At 68.3% G+C, this 17,698-nt stretch carries 19 protein-coding genes; 11 read left to right on the forward strand and 8 right to left on the reverse strand.

What is annotated here, in order from left to right; genetic code table 11:
- Positions 1-9: 9 nt before the first annotated feature.
- The 3 genes from A6I89_RS10520 to A6I89_RS10530 form a co-directional block, all read right to left on the reverse strand.
- Positions 10-1,530, reverse strand: a complete 1,521-nt coding sequence (locus A6I89_RS10520) for an acetyl-CoA hydrolase/transferase family protein (RefSeq protein WP_390893140.1) — start codon at positions 1,528-1,530, stop codon at positions 10-12.
- A 208-nt stretch (positions 1,531-1,738) separates the two neighbouring features.
- A complete protein-coding gene (locus A6I89_RS10525) occupies positions 1,739-2,065 on the reverse strand; it encodes a branched-chain amino acid transporter permease (RefSeq protein ID WP_022598476.1) in 327 nt (108 codons plus the stop codon).
- A complete protein-coding gene (locus A6I89_RS10530; RefSeq protein WP_022598477.1) occupies positions 2,058-2,795 on the reverse strand; it encodes an AzlC family ABC transporter permease in 738 nt (245 codons plus the stop codon). Before A6I89_RS10530 ends, A6I89_RS10525 begins: the two co-directional genes overlap by 8 nt.
- A 79-nt stretch (positions 2,796-2,874) precedes the next feature.
- On the opposite strand from A6I89_RS10530, the gene A6I89_RS10535 reads away from it, so the two are divergent.
- Positions 2,875-3,309 carry an Lrp/AsnC family transcriptional regulator gene (locus A6I89_RS10535; RefSeq protein WP_005516878.1) on the forward strand — a complete coding sequence of 145 codons (435 nt, stop codon included), beginning with the start codon at positions 2,875-2,877 and terminating at the stop codon, positions 3,307-3,309.
- On the opposite strand, the gene A6I89_RS10540 is transcribed toward A6I89_RS10535, so the two are convergent.
- On the reverse strand, positions 3,299-3,829 hold the full coding sequence (locus A6I89_RS10540) for a gluconokinase (RefSeq protein ID WP_197939409.1): 531 nt from the start codon (positions 3,827-3,829) through the stop codon (positions 3,299-3,301). The two genes, A6I89_RS10535 and A6I89_RS10540, sit on opposite strands and share 11 nt — an antisense overlap.
- A gap of 545 nt (positions 3,830-4,374) precedes the next feature.
- Between A6I89_RS10540 and A6I89_RS10545 the strand changes: the two genes are divergently transcribed.
- Positions 4,375-5,238, forward strand: a complete 864-nt coding sequence (locus tag A6I89_RS10545; protein WP_022598480.1) for a M23 family metallopeptidase — start codon at positions 4,375-4,377, stop codon at positions 5,236-5,238.
- A gap of 11 nt (positions 5,239-5,249) precedes the next feature.
- Here A6I89_RS10545 and A6I89_RS10550 read toward each other — a convergent pair whose 3' ends face one another.
- From A6I89_RS10550 to A6I89_RS10560, 3 genes are all read right to left on the reverse strand, one after another.
- Positions 5,250-6,788, reverse strand: a complete 1,539-nt coding sequence (locus tag A6I89_RS10550) for an acyl-CoA synthetase (RefSeq protein WP_022598481.1) — start codon at positions 6,786-6,788, stop codon at positions 5,250-5,252.
- Positions 6,789-6,875: 87 nt separating this feature from the next.
- Entirely contained in the window at positions 6,876-7,247 is a 372-nt protein-coding gene (locus tag A6I89_RS10555) for a limonene-1,2-epoxide hydrolase family protein (RefSeq protein ID WP_005516871.1), read from the reverse strand.
- Positions 7,244-8,140 (reverse strand): helix-turn-helix domain-containing protein, encoded by an 897-nt coding sequence (locus A6I89_RS10560; RefSeq protein WP_022598482.1) that lies wholly within the window; start codon positions 8,138-8,140, stop codon positions 7,244-7,246. Before A6I89_RS10560 ends, A6I89_RS10555 begins: the two co-directional genes overlap by 4 nt.
- Before the next feature lie 87 nt (positions 8,141-8,227).
- Here A6I89_RS10560 and A6I89_RS10565 point away from each other — a divergent pair, with 87 nt between their 5' ends.
- Together A6I89_RS10565 and A6I89_RS24620 are read left to right on the forward strand one after the other, a co-directional pair.
- A complete protein-coding gene (locus A6I89_RS10565; RefSeq protein WP_022598483.1) occupies positions 8,228-9,439 on the forward strand; it encodes a cytochrome P450 in 1,212 nt (403 codons plus the stop codon).
- A 16-nt stretch (positions 9,440-9,455) separates the two neighbouring features.
- Positions 9,456-9,599, forward strand: a complete 144-nt coding sequence (locus tag A6I89_RS24620; protein ID WP_005516866.1) for a hypothetical protein — start codon at positions 9,456-9,458, stop codon at positions 9,597-9,599.
- A gap of 9 nt (positions 9,600-9,608) precedes the next feature.
- Here the strand turns inward: A6I89_RS24620 and A6I89_RS10570 are convergent, their stop codons facing one another.
- Positions 9,609-10,202 carry a TetR/AcrR family transcriptional regulator gene (locus A6I89_RS10570; protein ID WP_005516865.1) on the reverse strand — a complete coding sequence of 198 codons (594 nt, stop codon included), beginning with the start codon at positions 10,200-10,202 and terminating at the stop codon, positions 9,609-9,611.
- A gap of 208 nt (positions 10,203-10,410) precedes the next feature.
- Here A6I89_RS10570 and A6I89_RS10575 point away from each other — a divergent pair, with 208 nt between their 5' ends.
- From A6I89_RS10575 to A6I89_RS10605, 7 genes are all read left to right on the forward strand, one after another.
- On the forward strand, positions 10,411-11,601 hold the full coding sequence (locus A6I89_RS10575; protein ID WP_005516860.1) for a phosphotransferase family protein: 1,191 nt from the start codon (positions 10,411-10,413) through the stop codon (positions 11,599-11,601).
- Positions 11,601-12,761 carry an Rv3169 family protein gene (locus A6I89_RS10580; RefSeq protein WP_022598484.1) on the forward strand — a complete coding sequence of 387 codons (1,161 nt, stop codon included), beginning with the start codon at positions 11,601-11,603 and terminating at the stop codon, positions 12,759-12,761. The genes A6I89_RS10575 and A6I89_RS10580 overlap by 1 nt, the downstream gene beginning before the upstream one ends.
- Before the next feature lie 453 nt (positions 12,762-13,214).
- The gene (locus tag A6I89_RS10585) at positions 13,215-13,850 is read left to right on the forward strand and encodes a TetR/AcrR family transcriptional regulator (protein WP_049910671.1); all 636 of its coding nucleotides are present in this window, start codon (positions 13,215-13,217) and stop codon (positions 13,848-13,850) included.
- Complete coding sequence (locus A6I89_RS10590; protein ID WP_022598486.1) at positions 13,847-15,049, forward strand: DUF418 domain-containing protein; 1,203 nt, start codon at positions 13,847-13,849, stop codon at positions 15,047-15,049. Before A6I89_RS10585 ends, A6I89_RS10590 begins: the two co-directional genes overlap by 4 nt.
- Before the next feature lie 81 nt (positions 15,050-15,130).
- Positions 15,131-15,538: a VOC family protein gene (locus A6I89_RS10595; protein WP_013417573.1), complete on the forward strand. Its 408-nt coding sequence runs from the start codon at positions 15,131-15,133 to the stop codon at positions 15,536-15,538.
- A 92-nt stretch (positions 15,539-15,630) separates the two neighbouring features.
- Positions 15,631-16,365 carry a polyprenol monophosphomannose synthase gene (locus A6I89_RS10600; protein WP_005516848.1) on the forward strand — a complete coding sequence of 245 codons (735 nt, stop codon included), beginning with the start codon at positions 15,631-15,633 and terminating at the stop codon, positions 16,363-16,365.
- Between the two features lie 73 nt (positions 16,366-16,438).
- Complete coding sequence (locus tag A6I89_RS10605) at positions 16,439-17,644, forward strand: enhanced intracellular survival protein Eis (protein ID WP_022598487.1); 1,206 nt, start codon at positions 16,439-16,441, stop codon at positions 17,642-17,644.
- Positions 17,645-17,698 lie beyond the last annotated feature (54 nt).

Genomic DNA, 17,698 nt, shown 5'->3' on the forward strand with positions numbered 1-17,698 from the left:
GCAGCGCAGTCAGTTCCGACGCATCGTCCCGGTCTCCTCGAAGCGCTGGTGGAACGAGAGTGCCTCACCGAGCAGGTGCGGGGTGTGGCCGGACGACGGGGAGTGCTCGGCGCGATCGACGTAGTCCAGCAGCATCCCCCGGAAGTCCGGGTGGGCACACTTGTCGATCACCACGCGGGAGCGCTTGCGGGGCGAGAGCCCCCGCAGATCCGCCAGCCCCTGCTCGGTGACGAGCACCTGGACGTCGTGCTCGGTGTGATCGACGTGCGGGACCATCGGCACGATCGACGAGATCGCGCCGCCCTTGGCCGTCGACGGACTCAGGAACATCGACAGGTAACCGTTGCGGGCGAAGTCGCCGGAGCCGCCGATCCCGTTCATGATCCGGGTGCCCATCACGTGCGTCGAGTTCACGTTGCCGTAGATGTCGGCCTCGAGCATGCCGTTCATCGCGATGATCCCGAGGCGCCGGACGATCTCGGGATGGTTGCTGATCTCCTGTGGCCGCAACACGATGTGCTTGCGGTAGAAGTCGATGTTCGAGACCAGTTCGTCGATGCCGGCCTCCGACAGCGCCAGCGACGTGGCCGACGCGTACCGCACCGTGCCGTGCTTGATGAGGTGCAGCATGCCGTCCTGGATCACCTCGGAGAAGCAGGTGAGACCCTTGTGCGGACCGGCGTCGAGGCCTTGCAGCACCGCGTTCGCGACGTTGCCGATGCCCGACTGCAGCGGCAGGAGACCGTCTGCGGGCAGGCGCCCCTTCGACACCTCGTACTCGAAGAAGTCGAGCACGTGCGCGGCGATGGCCTGGCTGATCTCGTCGGGCGGGGTGAGCGGGCTGGCGCTGTCGCGCGCGTCGGTCTCGACGACCGCGACGACCTTGTTCGGATCCACCCTCAGCGTGGGCTGACCGATGCGGTCCTCGACCGAAGTGATCTGGATCGGCTTGCGGTACGGGGGCAGTGCGGTGCCGTAGTAGACGTCGTGGATGCCGGACATCGCCTCCGGGACCCACGAGTTGACCTCGAGGATGACCTTGTCGGCGACGTCGAGCCACGTCTTGTTGTTGCCGATCGACGCGGACGGGATCAGCGCACCGTTCTCGGTGACACCGGCGACCTCGACGACGGCCACGTCGACATTGCCGTAGTAGCCCTCCCACACCTGTTGCGCGACGTGCGACAGGTGGATGTCGACGTAGTCCATCCGCCCCGTGTTGATGCTGCGGCGCGCGGTGGGTTCGGACTGGTACGGCATGCGCAACGAGATCCCGTCGACCTCGGCGAGGAGACGTTCGGTGCCCGCGGACACCGATGCCCCCGTCAGGAGGTTGATGGTGAAGTTCGATCCGGCGCCCCGGACGGCGTGGATGCGGTCGGCCAGGGCCGGGATGATCGCCTTCGGCGTGCCGGCGCTCGCGAAACCACTGATCGCGACGGTGTCGTGCGGGTGGATGAACTCGACGGCCTGCGCGGCCGAAGTCACCTTGTTCCGGAACACCGAGCTGCGGATTCGCGTCGAGCCCAGAGTCGGGGTCGGCTGCGATCCGGATTCATCCACATGCGACGTCACAGTGACAAGGCTAACTCTCGACACGCCGGTGAAATGCCGGCCACGAACACCCGAAATGCTCCTGACATGCGGTTTCGGTCTCTGGTCGCGTGTCGAGGGTCGCCGATCCGGCCATTTCGTGCGACGAGCGTGCAGAATGCCGCGACGAACAGCGTTCACCAGCTCAACCGAACACCCAGTTCGCAAGAACCATGTAAGTCGCGGTGCCGCCGACGATGCTGAGCAGCGCGTGCGATCGCCACAGGTGCAGAGCGATCGTCACCGCCAGCGCCGCCGAAGCCGGCACGAGCGACGCGGGCGCGAAGGACACGCCCCGAAGCGTGTAGATCGCGAGGATCAGCATGATTCCCACCGGCATGTGCGCGCCGAGATAGTGGACGAGCGCGGACGAGCGCAGCGGGGCGATCACCGCGAACGGCACCGCGCGCAACAAGAACGTCACGCCCATGATCACGGCCAGGGCGGCGAGCAGGTAGGAGACGTCAGGCATCGACGGCCCCCCGGCGGCGCTGCCACAGGAACCGGGCGAGCAGTGCGACGACGAACAGGCTCATCGCGACCACGAGCATCTGGTCGCGCGCGACGACGAGCGCGACGAGTGCGCTGAGCAGCGCCAGGAGGGGGGCCGGCACGTCCCGGCGGGCCCGGAACGCGTCCACCGCCAGCACCACGAACAGCGCGGTGAGCGCAAAGTCCAGGCCGTCGAGCTGCATCGGCAGGGCACTGCCGACGAGGGCGCCGGCCACGCCGCCCAGCACCCAGTAGAGCTGACAGAACACCTGGATGAGGATCACCCGGCGGCTGCTCAATGAGCGGGGATCCTTGGTCGCGGCCACGGCGTACGCCTCGTCGGTCAGCGCGTACATGCTGTACAGGCGCGCCGCCTTTCCCCGCACGCGGTGCAGGGGAAAGGACAACGCATAGAACACGTGCCTGAAGTTGACGAGCAGCGTCGTCATCGCGATCGACGCGAGGGGTGTCACGGCGAGCACGAGACCGATCGCGAGGAACTCCAGCGAACCCGCATAGATGGTCAACGAGAAGATCGGCGCCCACCACCAGTGGAAGCCCGACTGCACCAGGAGCAGACCGAACGCCAGACCGAGGGGGAACAGCCCGAACCCCACGGACACGGTGTCACGGGCGGCTGCCCGCAGGTCCGACCGGCGCGAGTCGCCGGACGAGACGCCTGGGCCCTGATCGGTAAACGCGCTGGTCACACGGCAATAATAGTGCCCTCGACGAAGCAGTTGATTGCGAGATATTGCCTCTGGGGATCCATCGGCGCAATATTCTGCTGTGGATGATCTGGATCGCGCAATATTGCGCGAGTTGCGCTCGAACGGACGCCTGACGAACGCCGAACTCGCTGAGCGGGTCGGCCTCACGCCGTCGCCGTGCCTGCGCCGGGTCCGGCGGCTCGAGGCCGACGGCGTCATCGTCGGCTATCAGGCGGTGGTCGACCCGGACGCCGTCGGACGCGGCTGCGAGGTGATCGTCAACGCCGAGATCGTTTCGCAGGACCGCAAGACCGTCGAGGCGTTCGAGTCCCAGGTGGGCGCGTTCGACGAGGTCGTGGAGTTCCGCCGCATGATCGGGCTCCCCGACTACTTCATCCGCGTCGCCGTCGCCGACCTCAACGCGTTCGAGGTATTCCTGCGAACCAAGCTGATGGAGCAGCCCGCGATCTCGAAGATCGAGTCGCACCTGACGATGAAGAAGCTCAAGGGCTAGCGTCCGCCCGCTTCACGACCTCCACTGCCGCGGCGACGACCTCGTCGAGGTCCAGCCCGGCATCGACGGAAGCGCCGACTTCACCGGGACCGAGCGGTTCGAGCGCCGCCAACTGGGACGCCAGCAAAGACGCCGGCATGAAGTGCCCGGTGCGGTGGGCGATACGGTGCGCGATCACCGCCGGCTCGGCCGTCAGATGCACGAAGACCACACCGATCGCGCTGCGGCGCAGCACGTCACGGTGGCTGCGCGCGAGGGCCGAACACGCGACCACACCTCCTGGGCCCGCGCTGCAACGCTCGCGCAACCATGCGCCGACCGCCTCCAGCCACGGTTGCCTGTCGGCGTCGTCGAGCGGCGTGCCGCGAGCCATCTTGGCGACGTTCCTCGCCGGGTGCAGGTCGTCGGCGTCGATCCACGGCAGGTCCAGTCGCTCCGCGAGACGGCGTGCGACCGCAGTCTTACCCACCCCCGAGACACCCATCACGACCACACACCGCCGCGCTTCGGGTCCTGACATCACTCTCCCGCCGTACAGGGTCCGGGCCGAGGCCAATGGTAGGTCTGCCACAGAGTTTCACGCTCGCGCGCAAGTGCCACCGCAGAAGCGCCCGGGCCGCGGCGTCGGAGCCTACTTTCGGGGTCCCCTGGCGGCGTATCGCTGAGATCGCTGACACAAAGCGACCGTACGGACCGCCCGTGGGCGGGATCGGTCGATCGCCATATGGCCGGACGCTTCCGGCCACTGAGCGGAGCCTGTAGTCACAGTGACGTAATTCAGATGCACGGAGTGCCCATTGACCGTCCGACCTCGGCATACGGCCCTCCGAGCGTTCGTACTCGATGGTCCGTTAGATGGCCAACGGAGTTGCGTCTAAGGCCCGCCGAGGGCCGTCGAGCGACCTGACCTGCAACTCCCCTCGGAACCGGTTGGTTCCTATCCCATCAAGGTAACGCCAGCATCACGGTGGACGAGTCGATACCTCTTTGTTACTTTTCCGTGACGAAAGATCCGAGGTTGCCGTCCATCGGGACCGACCAGAGACCACAAATGAGGTACTCCCTGTGGCCGATAACCACAGCACATACAACGTCGTAGCCCCGACTTCCCCCGCCGCCCTGCGCAGCCGCGCCGTGAAGGCCACCGCCGTCGCCGTCACGACGGGCGCCCTGCTCGCAGGCAGTGTGCAGATCGGCGCCGCCACCGCGTCCGCCGCGCCCCTGCACCGGCCCGACGTCGCCGGGGTCCAGCTTCAACTGCCCGCCGGCCAGTTCCTCCCCGGCGTCGACATCCCGTCGCTCGTGGACGCCGTGCACGCCGGACCGGGTCAGTGGACGCCCACCACCGCCGCCTCGTGGAAGCCCGCACCCAAGCTCCAGGCCCCCGCCCCCGCCCCGGAACCGCAGTCCGTGCCGATTCCGGCTCCGATGCCCGAGCCGCTACCGGCCCCCGAGGCCGTCCCCGCGCCCGAGCCGCTGCCGGCCCCCGAGGCCGCTCCGGCACCGATGCCGGCTCCCGTGCTCCCCCCGCCGCGTCCCGCCTTCGTCCAGCCGGTCGCGGGCTTCCTGACGTCGAGTTACGGACCACGCTGGGGAACCCACCACAACGGCATCGACATCGGCGCCAACCTCGGCACGCCGATCCTGTCGGCCGCCGACGGTGTCGTCATCGACGCCGGTCCGGCATCCGGGTTCGGACTGTGGGTGCGGGTCCAGCACACCGACGGCACCATCACCGTCTACGGCCACGTCGACACGTTCGTCGTGAACGTCGGGCAGCCCGTTCTCGCCGGTGAGCTGATCGCCACGGTGGGCAACCGAGGCCAGTCGACCGGTCCGCACCTGCACCTCGAGGTGTGGAATCCGGCCGGCTACCAGGTCGATCCACTGATCTGGTTGCACGACAGCGGAGTCGCCGTCAACTGGTGACCTGCGCCGGGTCACACCGGGTCGAGCTCGGCACGCAGCTCACGCTTGAGCAACTTGCCGCTCTGGTTGCGAGGCAACGTCGAGACGAAGCGAATTCGCTTGGGCACCTTGAACGGTGCGATCCAATCTCGGAGGTGGTCCACGAGCACCTGCGCCGTGACCACGTCCGGGTCGGCGTCGTCGCGCAGCACGACGACGGCTGTCACGGCCTCGATCCACTTCTCGTCGGGCACACCGATCACCGCGACCTCGGCCACGCCGGGGTGCGTGTAGAGGGCGTCCTCCACCTCACGGGAGGCCACCAGGATGCCACCGGTGTTGATCACGTCCTTGATCCGGTCGACCACGGTGATGTATCCCTGGGCGTCCCGGGTCACCAGGTCGCCGGAATGGAACCAGCCGTCCCGGAACGCCTCGGCCGTGGCCTCCGGATTGTCCCAATATCCTTGGCACAGTTGCGGAGAGCGATAGAGAATCTCACCCGGCTCGCCGTCGGGGACGTCGTCTCCGTTCGCGTCCACCACCCGAGTCTCGACGAAGTAGACCGCACGACCGCACGACGACGGCCGCGCTTCGTGCTCGTCGGGGCCGAGCACCGTTGCGAGCGGCCCGATCTCGGACTGCCCGAAGCAGTTGTAGAAGCCGAGGTCCGGGTACCGCTCCCGGAGCCGGTTCAGGACCGTCACCGGCATGATCGACGCGCCGTACTGCGCCTTCCGCAGCGACGAGAGATCACGCCGCTCGAGGTCCGGGTGCGCCGCGAGCGGTACCCACACGGTCGGCGCGAGGAACAGCGAGCCGATCCGATCGGCCTCGATGCGGCGCAGGATCTCGGGGATGTCCGGCGTCTGCATCAGGTGCACGGTCGCCCCCACCGACAGGTACGGCAGCATGAACACGTGCATGCCCGCGGAGTGGTAGAGCGGCATACAGATCAGGGGGTTGTCGTCGGCGTTCAGCCCGAGGGCGATCACCGACGACACGTACTCGTGCACCAGTGCGCCGTGGGTCATCATGGCGCCCTTGGGCTTCGATGTCGTGCCGGAGGTGTAGAGCAGCTGCGCCAGGTCGCCGCCGGACACCCGGGCCGGCACCTGCGGGACGTCGCCGTCCCGGGTCCACTCGAGCAGCGAGTCGCCCTCGCCCCGAAGCGTGACCACGTGCTCGACACCGAGATCGGCGCGGACGGATTCGAGGCTCGACCGGAGCGCCGGGTCGACCAGTACGGCGCGGGACCCCGATTGCGCCAGCAGGTAGCGCAATTCGTCGCCGGTGAGGGCGTAGTTCACCGGCACGTGGACCAGGCCGGCGCGGGAGCAGGCCAGGAACCCGATGACGTAGGCGTCGGAGTTGACGCCGTACCCGGCCACGCGGTCGCCGGGGGCCAGTCCGAGCGCGAGCAGGCGCCCGGCGGCGCGGGTGACGGCGTCGTCCAGTTCGCGATACGTCCAGCTGCGGTCGTCGAAGGTCAGAGCAGTGTGTTCGGGCCGTCTCGCGGCGGACCGACGGAGCACTCCGTCGACGGTGTCGGTGCGCGGATCCTCACTCATGTGACGCAGGTTATAGGACGTCCAACTATTGCGTAAGGGCTTTCTTTCCGCGCACCGGTTGTGTAGTTTCGCGCGTCCGCGCCGGAATCAGCCGCCGAAAGCGGCCGTGATCGCCGACATGTCGAAGTAGTCCCGCCACGCCGCGATCTTCCCGTCGACCACCTCGAACACGCCCATCACCGGTAGCGGCGTCGCCTTGCCGAGGCCCCGGAGCACGTCCGTGCGTTCGTTCATCACGATGCCGCCCGACTCGACCTGCTTGTGGATCTGGAAGTCGATCCCCTCGAACATCGCCAGGAAGCCCTCGAGGAACTCTTGAATCGCGGCGCGGCCCTTCACCGGATCCATCGGAATGTTGTGGTAAATGGCATCTTCGGTGAAGTAGCCGGCTATCACCGCCGGATCGGGATCGGCCCAGAGGGCACAGAACTCGGTGACCAGATCTTCGGCAGCACTCATGCGTTCACTCCAGTTCTCGTATCCAGTTCCCGAGCGGTTCGGGTGAGGCTTTCGATGTAGTGCGCCCGCTCGTCGCGACCGACGGCGGAGCGGAGAGGACCGATCTGCAACTCCCACGCCGCGCGGCCGGACGCGTCGAAGACCGGCGCCACCAGGTAACTCACGGGCAGCGCCCGCTCGCTCGCGAGATCGTCTGCGCCGTAGGGTCTCCCGCTGATCCCGCCGAGCAGGTCCAGCACCCGGCCGCGCAACGCGTTGCGCGTGGGGTCGTCACCGAGGTGCTCCACGACCTCCGCCAGCACGTCCAGCATGCCGGGGTCGGCGGCACCGATCCCCCACATCCCGACTCCGGTGGTCCGGATCAGCTCGAGCGCCTCGGCGGTCTCCGCGCGCAGCTCCGGGGGCAGGGTGTCGAGCCAGGCGCGCCGACGGGCCTGGTCGGCGAACGCGATGACAGCCGCGCCCGCGGGCGCCCGCAGCGGCAACCCGGTGCCCACGGTGATCCCCGCGGGCAGCCGCCCCCGGCCCGCGTCGACCGCAAGGAACGTCATCTCCGTGGCGGTGACCACGCCGAGTGCCGCGCCGCAGTCCACCTGCGCGGACAACTTGGCGAGCGCCGCGTCCAGTCCGGGCGGCACGCCCGCCGCCGAACGCGCAGCCTCACCGATGCTTGCGAGGCGCGCCCCCAGGCGGTACCGGAGGTCGGCGTCGCGGCGGACCCACCCGTGGGCGTCCAGCGAGCCCAGCACCGCACCCACCGTCGAACGACTCAATCCGAGCGCGTCGGCCACCTCGGCGATGGTGCACGCCTCGTCCCGACCGGCCAGCAGTTCGATCACCGCCACCACCCGATCGGTGGGCGGCGATGCGGTTGCACCCTTGTCACGGTCCATGTTTCCTCCTACCCTCGCCACAGTAACCGATATTCGTCCAGTGCGACACGAATATTCGTCTCGCATCTTCTCGGGAGGATCCCGCCGATGACCGCTCCGTCAACGCTCGACACCGTCGACATCGAGGGGGTCGACTTCGCCTTCGAGGACTCCCCCGAGATCCATGCCGTCCTCGAGCGGCTACGCAGCGAGAAGCCCTACGCCGTAGTGCCCTTCGCCGGCGTCAAGGCCGTCCTGCTCCTCACCCACGACCTGGTGTCCGCGGCCTTCAAGGACGAGGACACCTTTCCGGCGTCGGCCATCTACCCGATGACCACCGGGCCGGTACTGGGAAAGACGTTGCAGTGCATGGCCGGTCGGGAGCATCGAGTGAACCGCGCCATCGTGTCCCCGCCCTTCCGGCGCAGCCGGATCAGCGAGTACATCGAGCCGGTTCTCGAACCGCTCGCGCACGAACTGATCGATCGCTTCGCCGATCGGGGCACCGCCGATCTGGTGGCCGAGTTCACCACGCGGTACCCGGTGCTCGTCATCAGCCGATTGCTCGGTCTGCCGGTGGAGGACGAGGCCACCGTGCACCGCTGGGCGCACGACCTGTTCTACTTCCCGATGGATCCCCCGGCCGCGATGCGCGCGTCGGAGGAGTTCACCGACCACGTGATGCCGATCCTCGCCGAACGACGGCGTAACCCCGGCGACGACCTGATCTCGATGCTCGTCACCGAGTCCGCGGAGGGCGAGACGCTCGACGACGAGCAGATCCTCGCGTTCCTGCGCCTGCTCTTCCCCGCGGGCGCCGACACCACCATGCTCGCTCTCGGAAACACGCTGTCCGCGTTGCTCACCCATCCCGACCAGATGGACCTGCTGCGCTCGGATCCGGCCGAGCACACGCAGTGGGCGATCTGGGAGGGCCTGCGTTGGGAACCGCCGGTGGGGTTGCTCCCCCGCGCCTGCCCGGAGGCCACCACATGGAACGGCATCGACATCCCGCCGCTCACACCGATGATCTTCTCGATCAACGCCGCGCTGCGCGACCCGGCCGTCCACGAGGATCCGCACCGCTTCGACATCACCCGCCGCGCCACCTCGATGCTCGCGTTCGGGCAGGGCCCACACAGCTGCGCCGGTAGCTGGCTCGCACTGGCCGAACTGAACACCGCGCTGACGATCCTGCTCACCCGACTCCCCGGTCTGCGACTGCAGGACGGCGCCGCGGAGCAGGCTCGGGTCACCAGCCAGGTCGGCGTTGCACTGCGTGGGCCCAATTCGCTACTCGTGGAGTGGGACCGCGCGTAGCGGGCACAATGGCGGCATGAACTCCACTCGCCGCCTCGTCCTCGTTCTCGCGATCGCGGCCGGCGCCTGGGCAGCCTGGCGCCGGCTGCGGTTCGACGCGCCGCTCAGTACGGCCGAGTGGCACGCCGACGCCGTCGGCCCGGACGATCTCGCCGGCTGAGCCGGCCACTCACCGCGGCAGCACCCCGTTGAGCAGGATGTCGACGAGCGACGAGGCGAGCCGCTGCTGGTCCTCGACGTCGCGTACCGACTGCGCGAAGATCGCCGTGCCGGCGATGACGTCGAGCAGGACGTCCGGATCGACGCCCTCTCGCAGCTCCCCGGCGGCCATCGCTTCCCGCATGCGATTACCGAGCTCCTCGCGGATCACCTCGAGCTGGTCGGTGATCAGTGCCTTGCGCAGTTCGGGATCGCTGCGCCCCTCATTCATCAGCCCCGGCACGGCCTCCCGCGCCGCCGGACCGCCGAACAACGCCACGGCACCGTACGTGAGCCGCCCAAGCTCCTCGGCGATCTCCAGGTCGGACACGTTCTCCGACTCCATCACCGGATACACGGCGTCGTGCACGATGTGTGCCTTCGACGGCCAGCGCCGATAGATCGCCGGGCGGCCCACCCCGGCCCTCGTGGCGATGGCATCGATCGATGTTCCGGCATAGCCGTTCTCGACGAGAAGATCGCGCGTCGCCTGCAGGACGGCCTCGTCGATCGCGGGGTTCCGTTGCGGCCCAAGCCTGTGCTGCGCTTGCCGCTGCCTGGACATCGAATGGAACCCCTTGCGTCGAAGTGTGATGGCCGTTACATTGTGTCACGTCGTAGTCGATACGCAATGTATCGACTAGAGCTTTCCGCGCCCCGTCGACACCACCGGGGCCGCCGATCGAACTGCCGCTGGACCGCTCCACCGCTGCACCCCGCTCTCCCCTGCCTGCGAGGCGCCCGAACGCCTCCCGACCAGACGAAGGGTCGCCATGAGTTTCGAGTACACGACCGACGATCGCGACTACTCGGAGATCGCCAGACCCGGCGAATCCCGCACGGATCCGGCCGAGTTGGGCTCGCGACTCCAGGGTTGGCTCCGGACCAAGCTGCCGGCCGATGCGGAACCCGAGGTCACCGACGTCCAGGTACCGGCCGCGAACGGCATGTCGAACGAGACGATTCTGTTCGACGCACTGTGGAACGAGGAGGGCGAACGCCGTCACCACCACCTCGTGGCCCGCATCGCGCCCGCCCCCTCAGGGGTGCCGATCTTCCCGTCGTACGACCTGGACCAGCAGTTCGAGGTGATCAAGGCAGTCGGGGCGCACTCCCCGGTCCCGGTGCCGCGGGTCTACTGGTCCGAGACGTCGCCGGACGCACTCGGCGGCGAGTTCTTCGTGATGGAACGCCTCGACGGCGAGGTTCCGCCGGACGTGATGCCGTACAACTTCGGCGACTCGTGGTTGTTCGCCGGTTCTCCCGAAGACCGTCGGCGCCTCCAGGACGCATCGGTGCGCGTCCTCGCCGAGCTGCACGCGATACCGACACCCGCACAGCTGTTTCCGAGCCTGGCACCCGCAGCGGGTGTCGACGCCGTCACGGCGGACTCCGCGCTCCGCGCGCACGTCGACGGCCAGCGCCGCTACTACGAGTGGGCCACCGAGACGGGGCCGCGCTCACCGCTGATCGAGCGCGGCCTCGACTGGCTGGACGCGCACTGGCCCACCGTCACCGGACCGGCCGTGCTGTGCTGGGGCGATTCGCGGATCGGGAACATCATCTACCGCGACTTCGAGCCGGTCGCGGTGCTCGACTGGGAGATGGCGACGCTCGGGCCGCGCGAGATGGACCTGGCGTGGATGATCTTCATCCACAGGTTCTTCGAGGACCTGGCCACGATGGCCGGCCTGCCCGGACTGCCCGACTTCCTGCGCCGCGACGACGTCGCGGCCACCTACCGCGACCTCACCGGGCACGAGGCCCGCGACCTCGAGTTCTACACGCTGTACGCCGCGCTGCGGCACGCGATCATCATGTTCCGCGTGCAGAGCCGCGCTGTCGCGTTCGGCCAGGCCGACGCGCCCGCAGACCCGGACGACATGATCCTGCACCGCAAGACGCTCGAGGAGATGCTCGACGGCGTCTACTGGCCCCGCATCGACAGCGAAGGAGTGGCGTGATGCTCTCACCGATGGACGACTACCCGGTCCACCAGATCGCCGAACCGATCCGTCACGTCGGCACGTCCGACCGCAACTTCTACGACCGCTACTACTTCAACTGTCACCCGGGGCTCGACTACGACGGGGAACCACTGTTCCTCATCATCGGCCTCGGCCAGTACCCCAATCTCGGTGTGACGGACGGCTTCGCGGTGCTCCGTCGGGGCAACGACCACATCGTGGCCCGCGCGTCCAAGGCGCTCGGCTCGGATCGCATGGATGTCTCGGTGGGGCCGCTGCGGATCGAGGTGCTCGAGGGTCTGCACCGCCTGCGTGTGGTCCTCGAACCCACTCCCGAGGCGCCCGACCTGTCGTTCGATCTCGTATTCGAGTCGGATGTGCCGGCAGCGTTGGAGGCCAGGCACTTCCACCGGCAGCTCGAGCGCGTCACGTTCGACACGCAACGCTTCGTGCAGACCGGACGTTGGAGCGGCACCCTCACCGTGGACGGCGAGACCCACCCCGTGACCCCCGACACGTGGCGCGGAAACCGCGACCGGTCGTGGGGCGTACGCCCGGTCGGCGAGGCCGAACCGCCCGGACGGCGCGCCGATCCGGCGATCGCGGGCGAGCAGAACTTCTTCTGGATCTACGCGATCATGCAGTTCGACGAGTTCTCGATCGTCGCGATCATGCAGGAAGACCGGCAGGGCCGCCGGATAGTGCAGGACGCGACGCGGGTGTGGACCGACCGGTCCCGCGAGCCCGAGTGGCTCGGCCGACCCGAACACGACCTGACGTTCGTCCCCGGCGGGCGCGAGGTCGCGACGGGAACGCTGACGTTCCACCGTCCCGAGGGATACGGCAAACCCGACCGGATCCTCACCGTCGCTTGCGAACCCGTTCTGCCTCACTACCTCGGCGTCGGCACCGGGTACGGCCTCGAGCAGGACTGGCGGCACGGCATGTGGCAGGGCGAACTGGTCGTACAGGGTGTCCGCGAGAAGGTCGCCGACATCGAGGCGTGGAAGAAGATGTTCTGCCCCGTCGACAATCTCGCGCGGTTCACCCTCGTCGAGGACGGCGAGAGCGTGGTCGGCTCCGGCCTCTTCGAGGTCGCGGTCATCGGTCCCTGCGACCGGTACGGCTTCGCCGGAATGGCCGACGTCGCGAACTGATCCATTCTCCCGAAGGGAACGTCGATTTGGCGACCAAGATGTGGGCCTGAGCCCCACCGATACCTCGGAGCCCGGCCGGTCCTGCCCCCGATCGGGACCGGCCGGGCTCCGATCCAGTTCAGCTACGGACCGCTGAGCGCCGGCGCGGCGAGCCCGACAGCAACTGCAACCGCAACGGGCACCGGGTCGGCGCCCGCAGCGCCACGTACACCAGTACCGCGGTGACAGCCGCGGCGGTGGCGGCCCACTGCAGTGTCGTGTGGAGCCAGATGCCGCCATCCCCCTCGAGCGCAATCGTGTCGTTCGGTTCCGCGCGAGGATCGCGAACCCCGCTACGAACGCGCCGACGAAGGCGGCGAAGGCCGGTCCGATCCGGTCGATGATCTCCACCGGCCGAACCTATCCGGGCCGCAGCAAATATTCATTAAGTGACTACTCAATGTATTATTCGGCATGACCGCGAGAACCCCACCCGAGGAGCTGTACTTGCGCACCGTCGACGAGGCCGCACGCGAGACGAAGAGGGTCGCGCTGCTCGACGCGGCGGCACAGTGCTTCGCAGAACGCGGATACAACGCCACCCGCACCGCGGACATCTGCTCGGCAGCGGGCATGAGTTCCGGCAATCTGTTCCACTACTTCCCCACCAAGCACGCCGTGCTGCTGGCAGTCGTGGAGCGTGACGGCGCCGAAACCGCAGCTGCCATAGCCGAATTGACCACGGCAGCTGATCCGTTCGCCGCCCTCCTGTCCCTCCTCGACGAGATCTGCAGGCTCGCTGCCGACGCCACCTACTCCGGGCTGGCACTCGAGATCTCGGCGCTCGCACACCGCGACGAGGACGTCGCGATGCGGTTCGAGGCCAACGATCTGAGCTTCCGGCAGGGAATCGAGGCACTTCTGCGCCGCGCCGACGACGCGGGCCTGCTCGACACGGACCTGACCGCCGAGCAGGCCGCGACATGGCTGGCCGGCCTGATCGACGGGATGTTCGCGCGGGTCGCCGCCGATCCGCACTTCGAACCGACCGCGCAGGCCCCCGTGCTGCGCCGGATCGTCACCCAGTTACTGCAGGGCGCGTCCCGATGACCGATGCTGCCCAGTCCCGCGTCCGGCCGGGAACCGGGTCCCGCCTGCGGAACGTCGACGCGCTGCGCGGATTCGCGCTGCTGGGGATCCTCGTGGTGAACGTCTGGGCCTTCGCCGACCCGTACTACGCGTCGACCGAGACGAATCCCACTTTCGATTCCGGGCTCGACCACGCCATCCGATTCTTGGTCTCGCTGTTGTTCGAAACCAAGTTCTATCTGCTGTTCTCGTTCCTGTTCGGGTACAGCTTCACACGGCAGATGGTCGCCGCCGAGCGCGCGGGAACCGGCTTCGTGCCGCGGATGCTGCGCCGGCAGTCCGGACTGCTCGCGATCGGCCTGCTGCACGGCGCCCTCCTGTACTACGGCGAGATCCTGTCGATGTACGCGGTCCTCGGGCTGATCCTGCTGGCCTGCCGCAACATCGCTCCGGCCACCGCGGTGAAGATCGGGGTCGGCCTCGTCGCGTCCGTCGGCCTGGCATGGATGTTGCTCGGGCTTGCTCAACTCGCCGAGGGCGCTCTCGCCGGTTCGGGATCTGAGGACGCGCCCGCCAAGCTGTCGGCGTTCAGCGGAGATGCCGCCGCGACGCTCGCGTTCCATTCCGGCCACCTGGCGGAGACACTCGGCGCCCTCGCGATGCTGCAGGCACCGAGCGCGATGGCGATGTTCTTCTTCGGGTTCGCCGCGGGACGGAACCGTATATTCGCGAACCCGGAGCGGCACGCAGTCACGATGCGGCGGATCCAGCAGATCGGGCTGCCGGTCGGGCTGTCCGGTGCCGCCGTCTACGCCTTCGCGGCCGCCTATGCCCCCGGTGGCGGTATCGAGACGTTCGCCTTCGGCCTCGGCCAGCTCACCGCGCCGGCCCTCACCGCGACCTACGTCGTGGCCGGGCTCATGTTGTTCCGCACCGCACGTGGCCGACGAATCGAATCTGCGCTCGCCCCGATGGGCAGGATCGCACTCACCAACTACCTGCTGCAATCCGTCCTGCTGGGGGTGTTGTTCACCGGCTACGGGCTCGGCCTTGTGGACCGGCTGACGCCGGCCGCCGTCGTCGTGGTGGTCGCGGTGGTGTTCGCCTGCCAGACCGTGGCCAGCAAGTACTGGCTGCGCGGCCACAGGTACGGGCCGGCCGAGTGGGTGCTCCGAGCGGTCACGACGGCCTCCTTCCCGCCGTGGCGACGACGTTCCTGAACCGACCCTTGTCGACGATGCCGGGGCGGTAGCGTCGGTGCTGCGACAACGAGTACGTACCGACGCCCCCAGGAGCATCCCGTGGCATCTCGTCTCAATCCGTACATCAGCTTTCCCGGCACCGCGCGCGACGCGATGGAGTTCTACCGGGACGTCTTCGGCGGCACCCTGAACATGAGCACCTTCGGCGAGTTCGGAGCACCCGCTCCCGAGGACCAGATCATGCACGCCACGCTCGAGACCGGCAGTGGCTTCACGATCATGGGCGCGGACACCCCGCCCGGCATGGAGCGGACGCACGGCACCGATATGGCGGTGAGTCTGAGCGGCGACGACGCCGACGAACTACGCGGCTACTGGACCGCGCTGTCCGGGTCCGGAACCGTCGACGTGCCCCTCGAGAAGCAGATGTGGGGCGACACCTTCGGTGCCTGCACCGATCGTTTCGGGGTTTCGTGGATGGTGAATATCACGGAACCGGCGTCCTGAGTGCAGTAAAACTCCAGGTGAGTTGCTATCGACTCCATTCATGACCACACTCGCCTTTGGCCTAGACGACAGAGCGTGATCAGGAAGGTCCCATGGACAGCAGCTCGCCCAAGACGACCGTCGTTGTACCTACGTACAACGAACGCGACAATCTTCCCAAGCTCGTCGAGCTGCTGGCGGCGCTGGAGGTACCGAACCTGCACCTGCTCGTCGTCGACGACAACTCTCCCGACGGCACGGGCGACGTCGCGGAGAAGCTGGCGCTCGAGTCTCCCCTCCCCATCGGGGTGCTCCACCGCACCGAGAAGGACGGGCTGGGTCGGGCGTACGTGGCCGGCATGACCCGCGCGCTCGCCGAGGGCGCCGACATCGTCGTCCAGATGGACGCGGACCTGTCGCACCCGGCCGAGGTGATCCCGACGATGATCCGCACCCTCACCACGACGGACGCGGCGGTGGTCCTCGGCTCCCGGTACGTGCCGGGCGGCGCCGTCGCGAGCGACTGGCCGTGGCACCGCAAGGCGCTGTCGGCCTGGGCGAACTTCTACGTCAACGCGATCCTGCGACTCGGTGTGAAGGACGCGACCGCGGGCTTCAAGGCGTGGGATGCGCGCACCCTCGAGGCGATCGACGTGGCGTCGATCCACAGCAACGGCTACTCGTTCCAGGTGGAGATGAACTACCGGACCACCAGCCGCGGCATGCGGATCGCCGAGGTCCCGATCCGGTTCGAGGAGCGGATCGAGGGTGTGTCGAAGATGAGCCTCGGCGTCCAGCTCGAGTCGGCGCTGGTGCCGTGGAAGCTGCGGTTCGGCAAGAAGCGCTGAGCGTCGCCGTCGCATCGCTGCCGGCCGAAAAATCACGGGCGGTCGCGACGGATTCCTGCCAACATCGGCAATCATGACGTCTGCAGAAGGTATCCAGGTCCGCGCCGCCACCGAGAGTGACTGGCCGGCGATCGAACTGCTCGACGCCGTCGGGTTCGGCTATCACCCGGCGGAGCCGGACCGGACCCTCGGCAGAGCGCTGAACCGGATCGACGACATCGTCGTGGCGACCGACTGCGGCAACCCGGTCGGAGTCGCGCTCCACCTGCCGCTCGAGCTCACGGTCCCCGGCGGGCACCGGGCGGCCACCCGTGGCGTCTCCTGGGTGTCGGTGGCGCCGACACATCGGCGGCGCGGCGTCCTCCGTGCAATGTTCACCCACCTGCATCGGGAGATCGCGGCCACCGGCGTGCCGCTGTCCGCCCTGACCGCGAGCGAGGGCGGCATCTACGGCCGGTTCGGGTACGGCCCCGCCACCGTCGTCTCCGACGTGACACTCGATCGCCGATTCGCCCGGTTCCGTGACGACGCGCCCGACCCGGGTGGCGTCCAGGTGGTTGACGCGACCACCGCCGCGCGCCACCTGCCGGAAATCTACGACCGCTGGCGCCGCATCACACCCGGCGCACAGGCACGACCGGAACCTCACTGGGAGTTCACGTTCACCGATCCGGAGTCGGGCCGCGGCGGCGGTACCGGGCTCTTCTTCCTGCTGCACCCCGACGGGTATGCGATGTTCCGACGCCGCGGCGACGGCGACGCCCGCACCGCTGTCGTCGAGGAGTTGATCGCTGTGACCGACGACGCCCACGCCGCGCTGTGGCGAGCCCTGTGCGGGCTGGACCTGATGGTCCGTGTCGAGGCGAGCACGCACCCCGACGATTCGCTCCGGCACATGCTCACCGACCCTCGGCTGGTGCGCACCACCCGCGTCGTCGACGACCTGTGGCTGCGCATCATGGACGTGCCGGCCGCACTGGAGGCACGCACGTACGCCCTCGATCTCGACACCGTCGTCGAGGTCCGCGACCCGTATCTGGATGCCGGCGGGACGTACGCGTTGACGGTGCGGGACGGGCACGCACAGTGCCGACGCACCGATGCGTCACCCACGATCTCGCTCGATCTCGAGGTCCTGGGCAGCCTGTATCTCGGTGGCCACCACGCCCGCCCCTTCGCGGCAGCCGGGCGCGTGCGGGCGATGTCGGACCGCGAACTGACGCAGTTCGATCTGGCGTTCCGGGCGGAGCGGCCCGCGGTGCTCGGTTGGGGTTTCTGAGTTCGGATTTCACCCTGTGCGGGTGAAATGCGTTGCCGGTCCGGGCAGCTAGCG

The sequence above is a fragment of the Prescottella equi genome (genome assembly GCF_002094305.1).
Lineage (GTDB): Bacteria > Actinomycetota > Actinomycetes > Mycobacteriales > Mycobacteriaceae > Prescottella > Prescottella equi.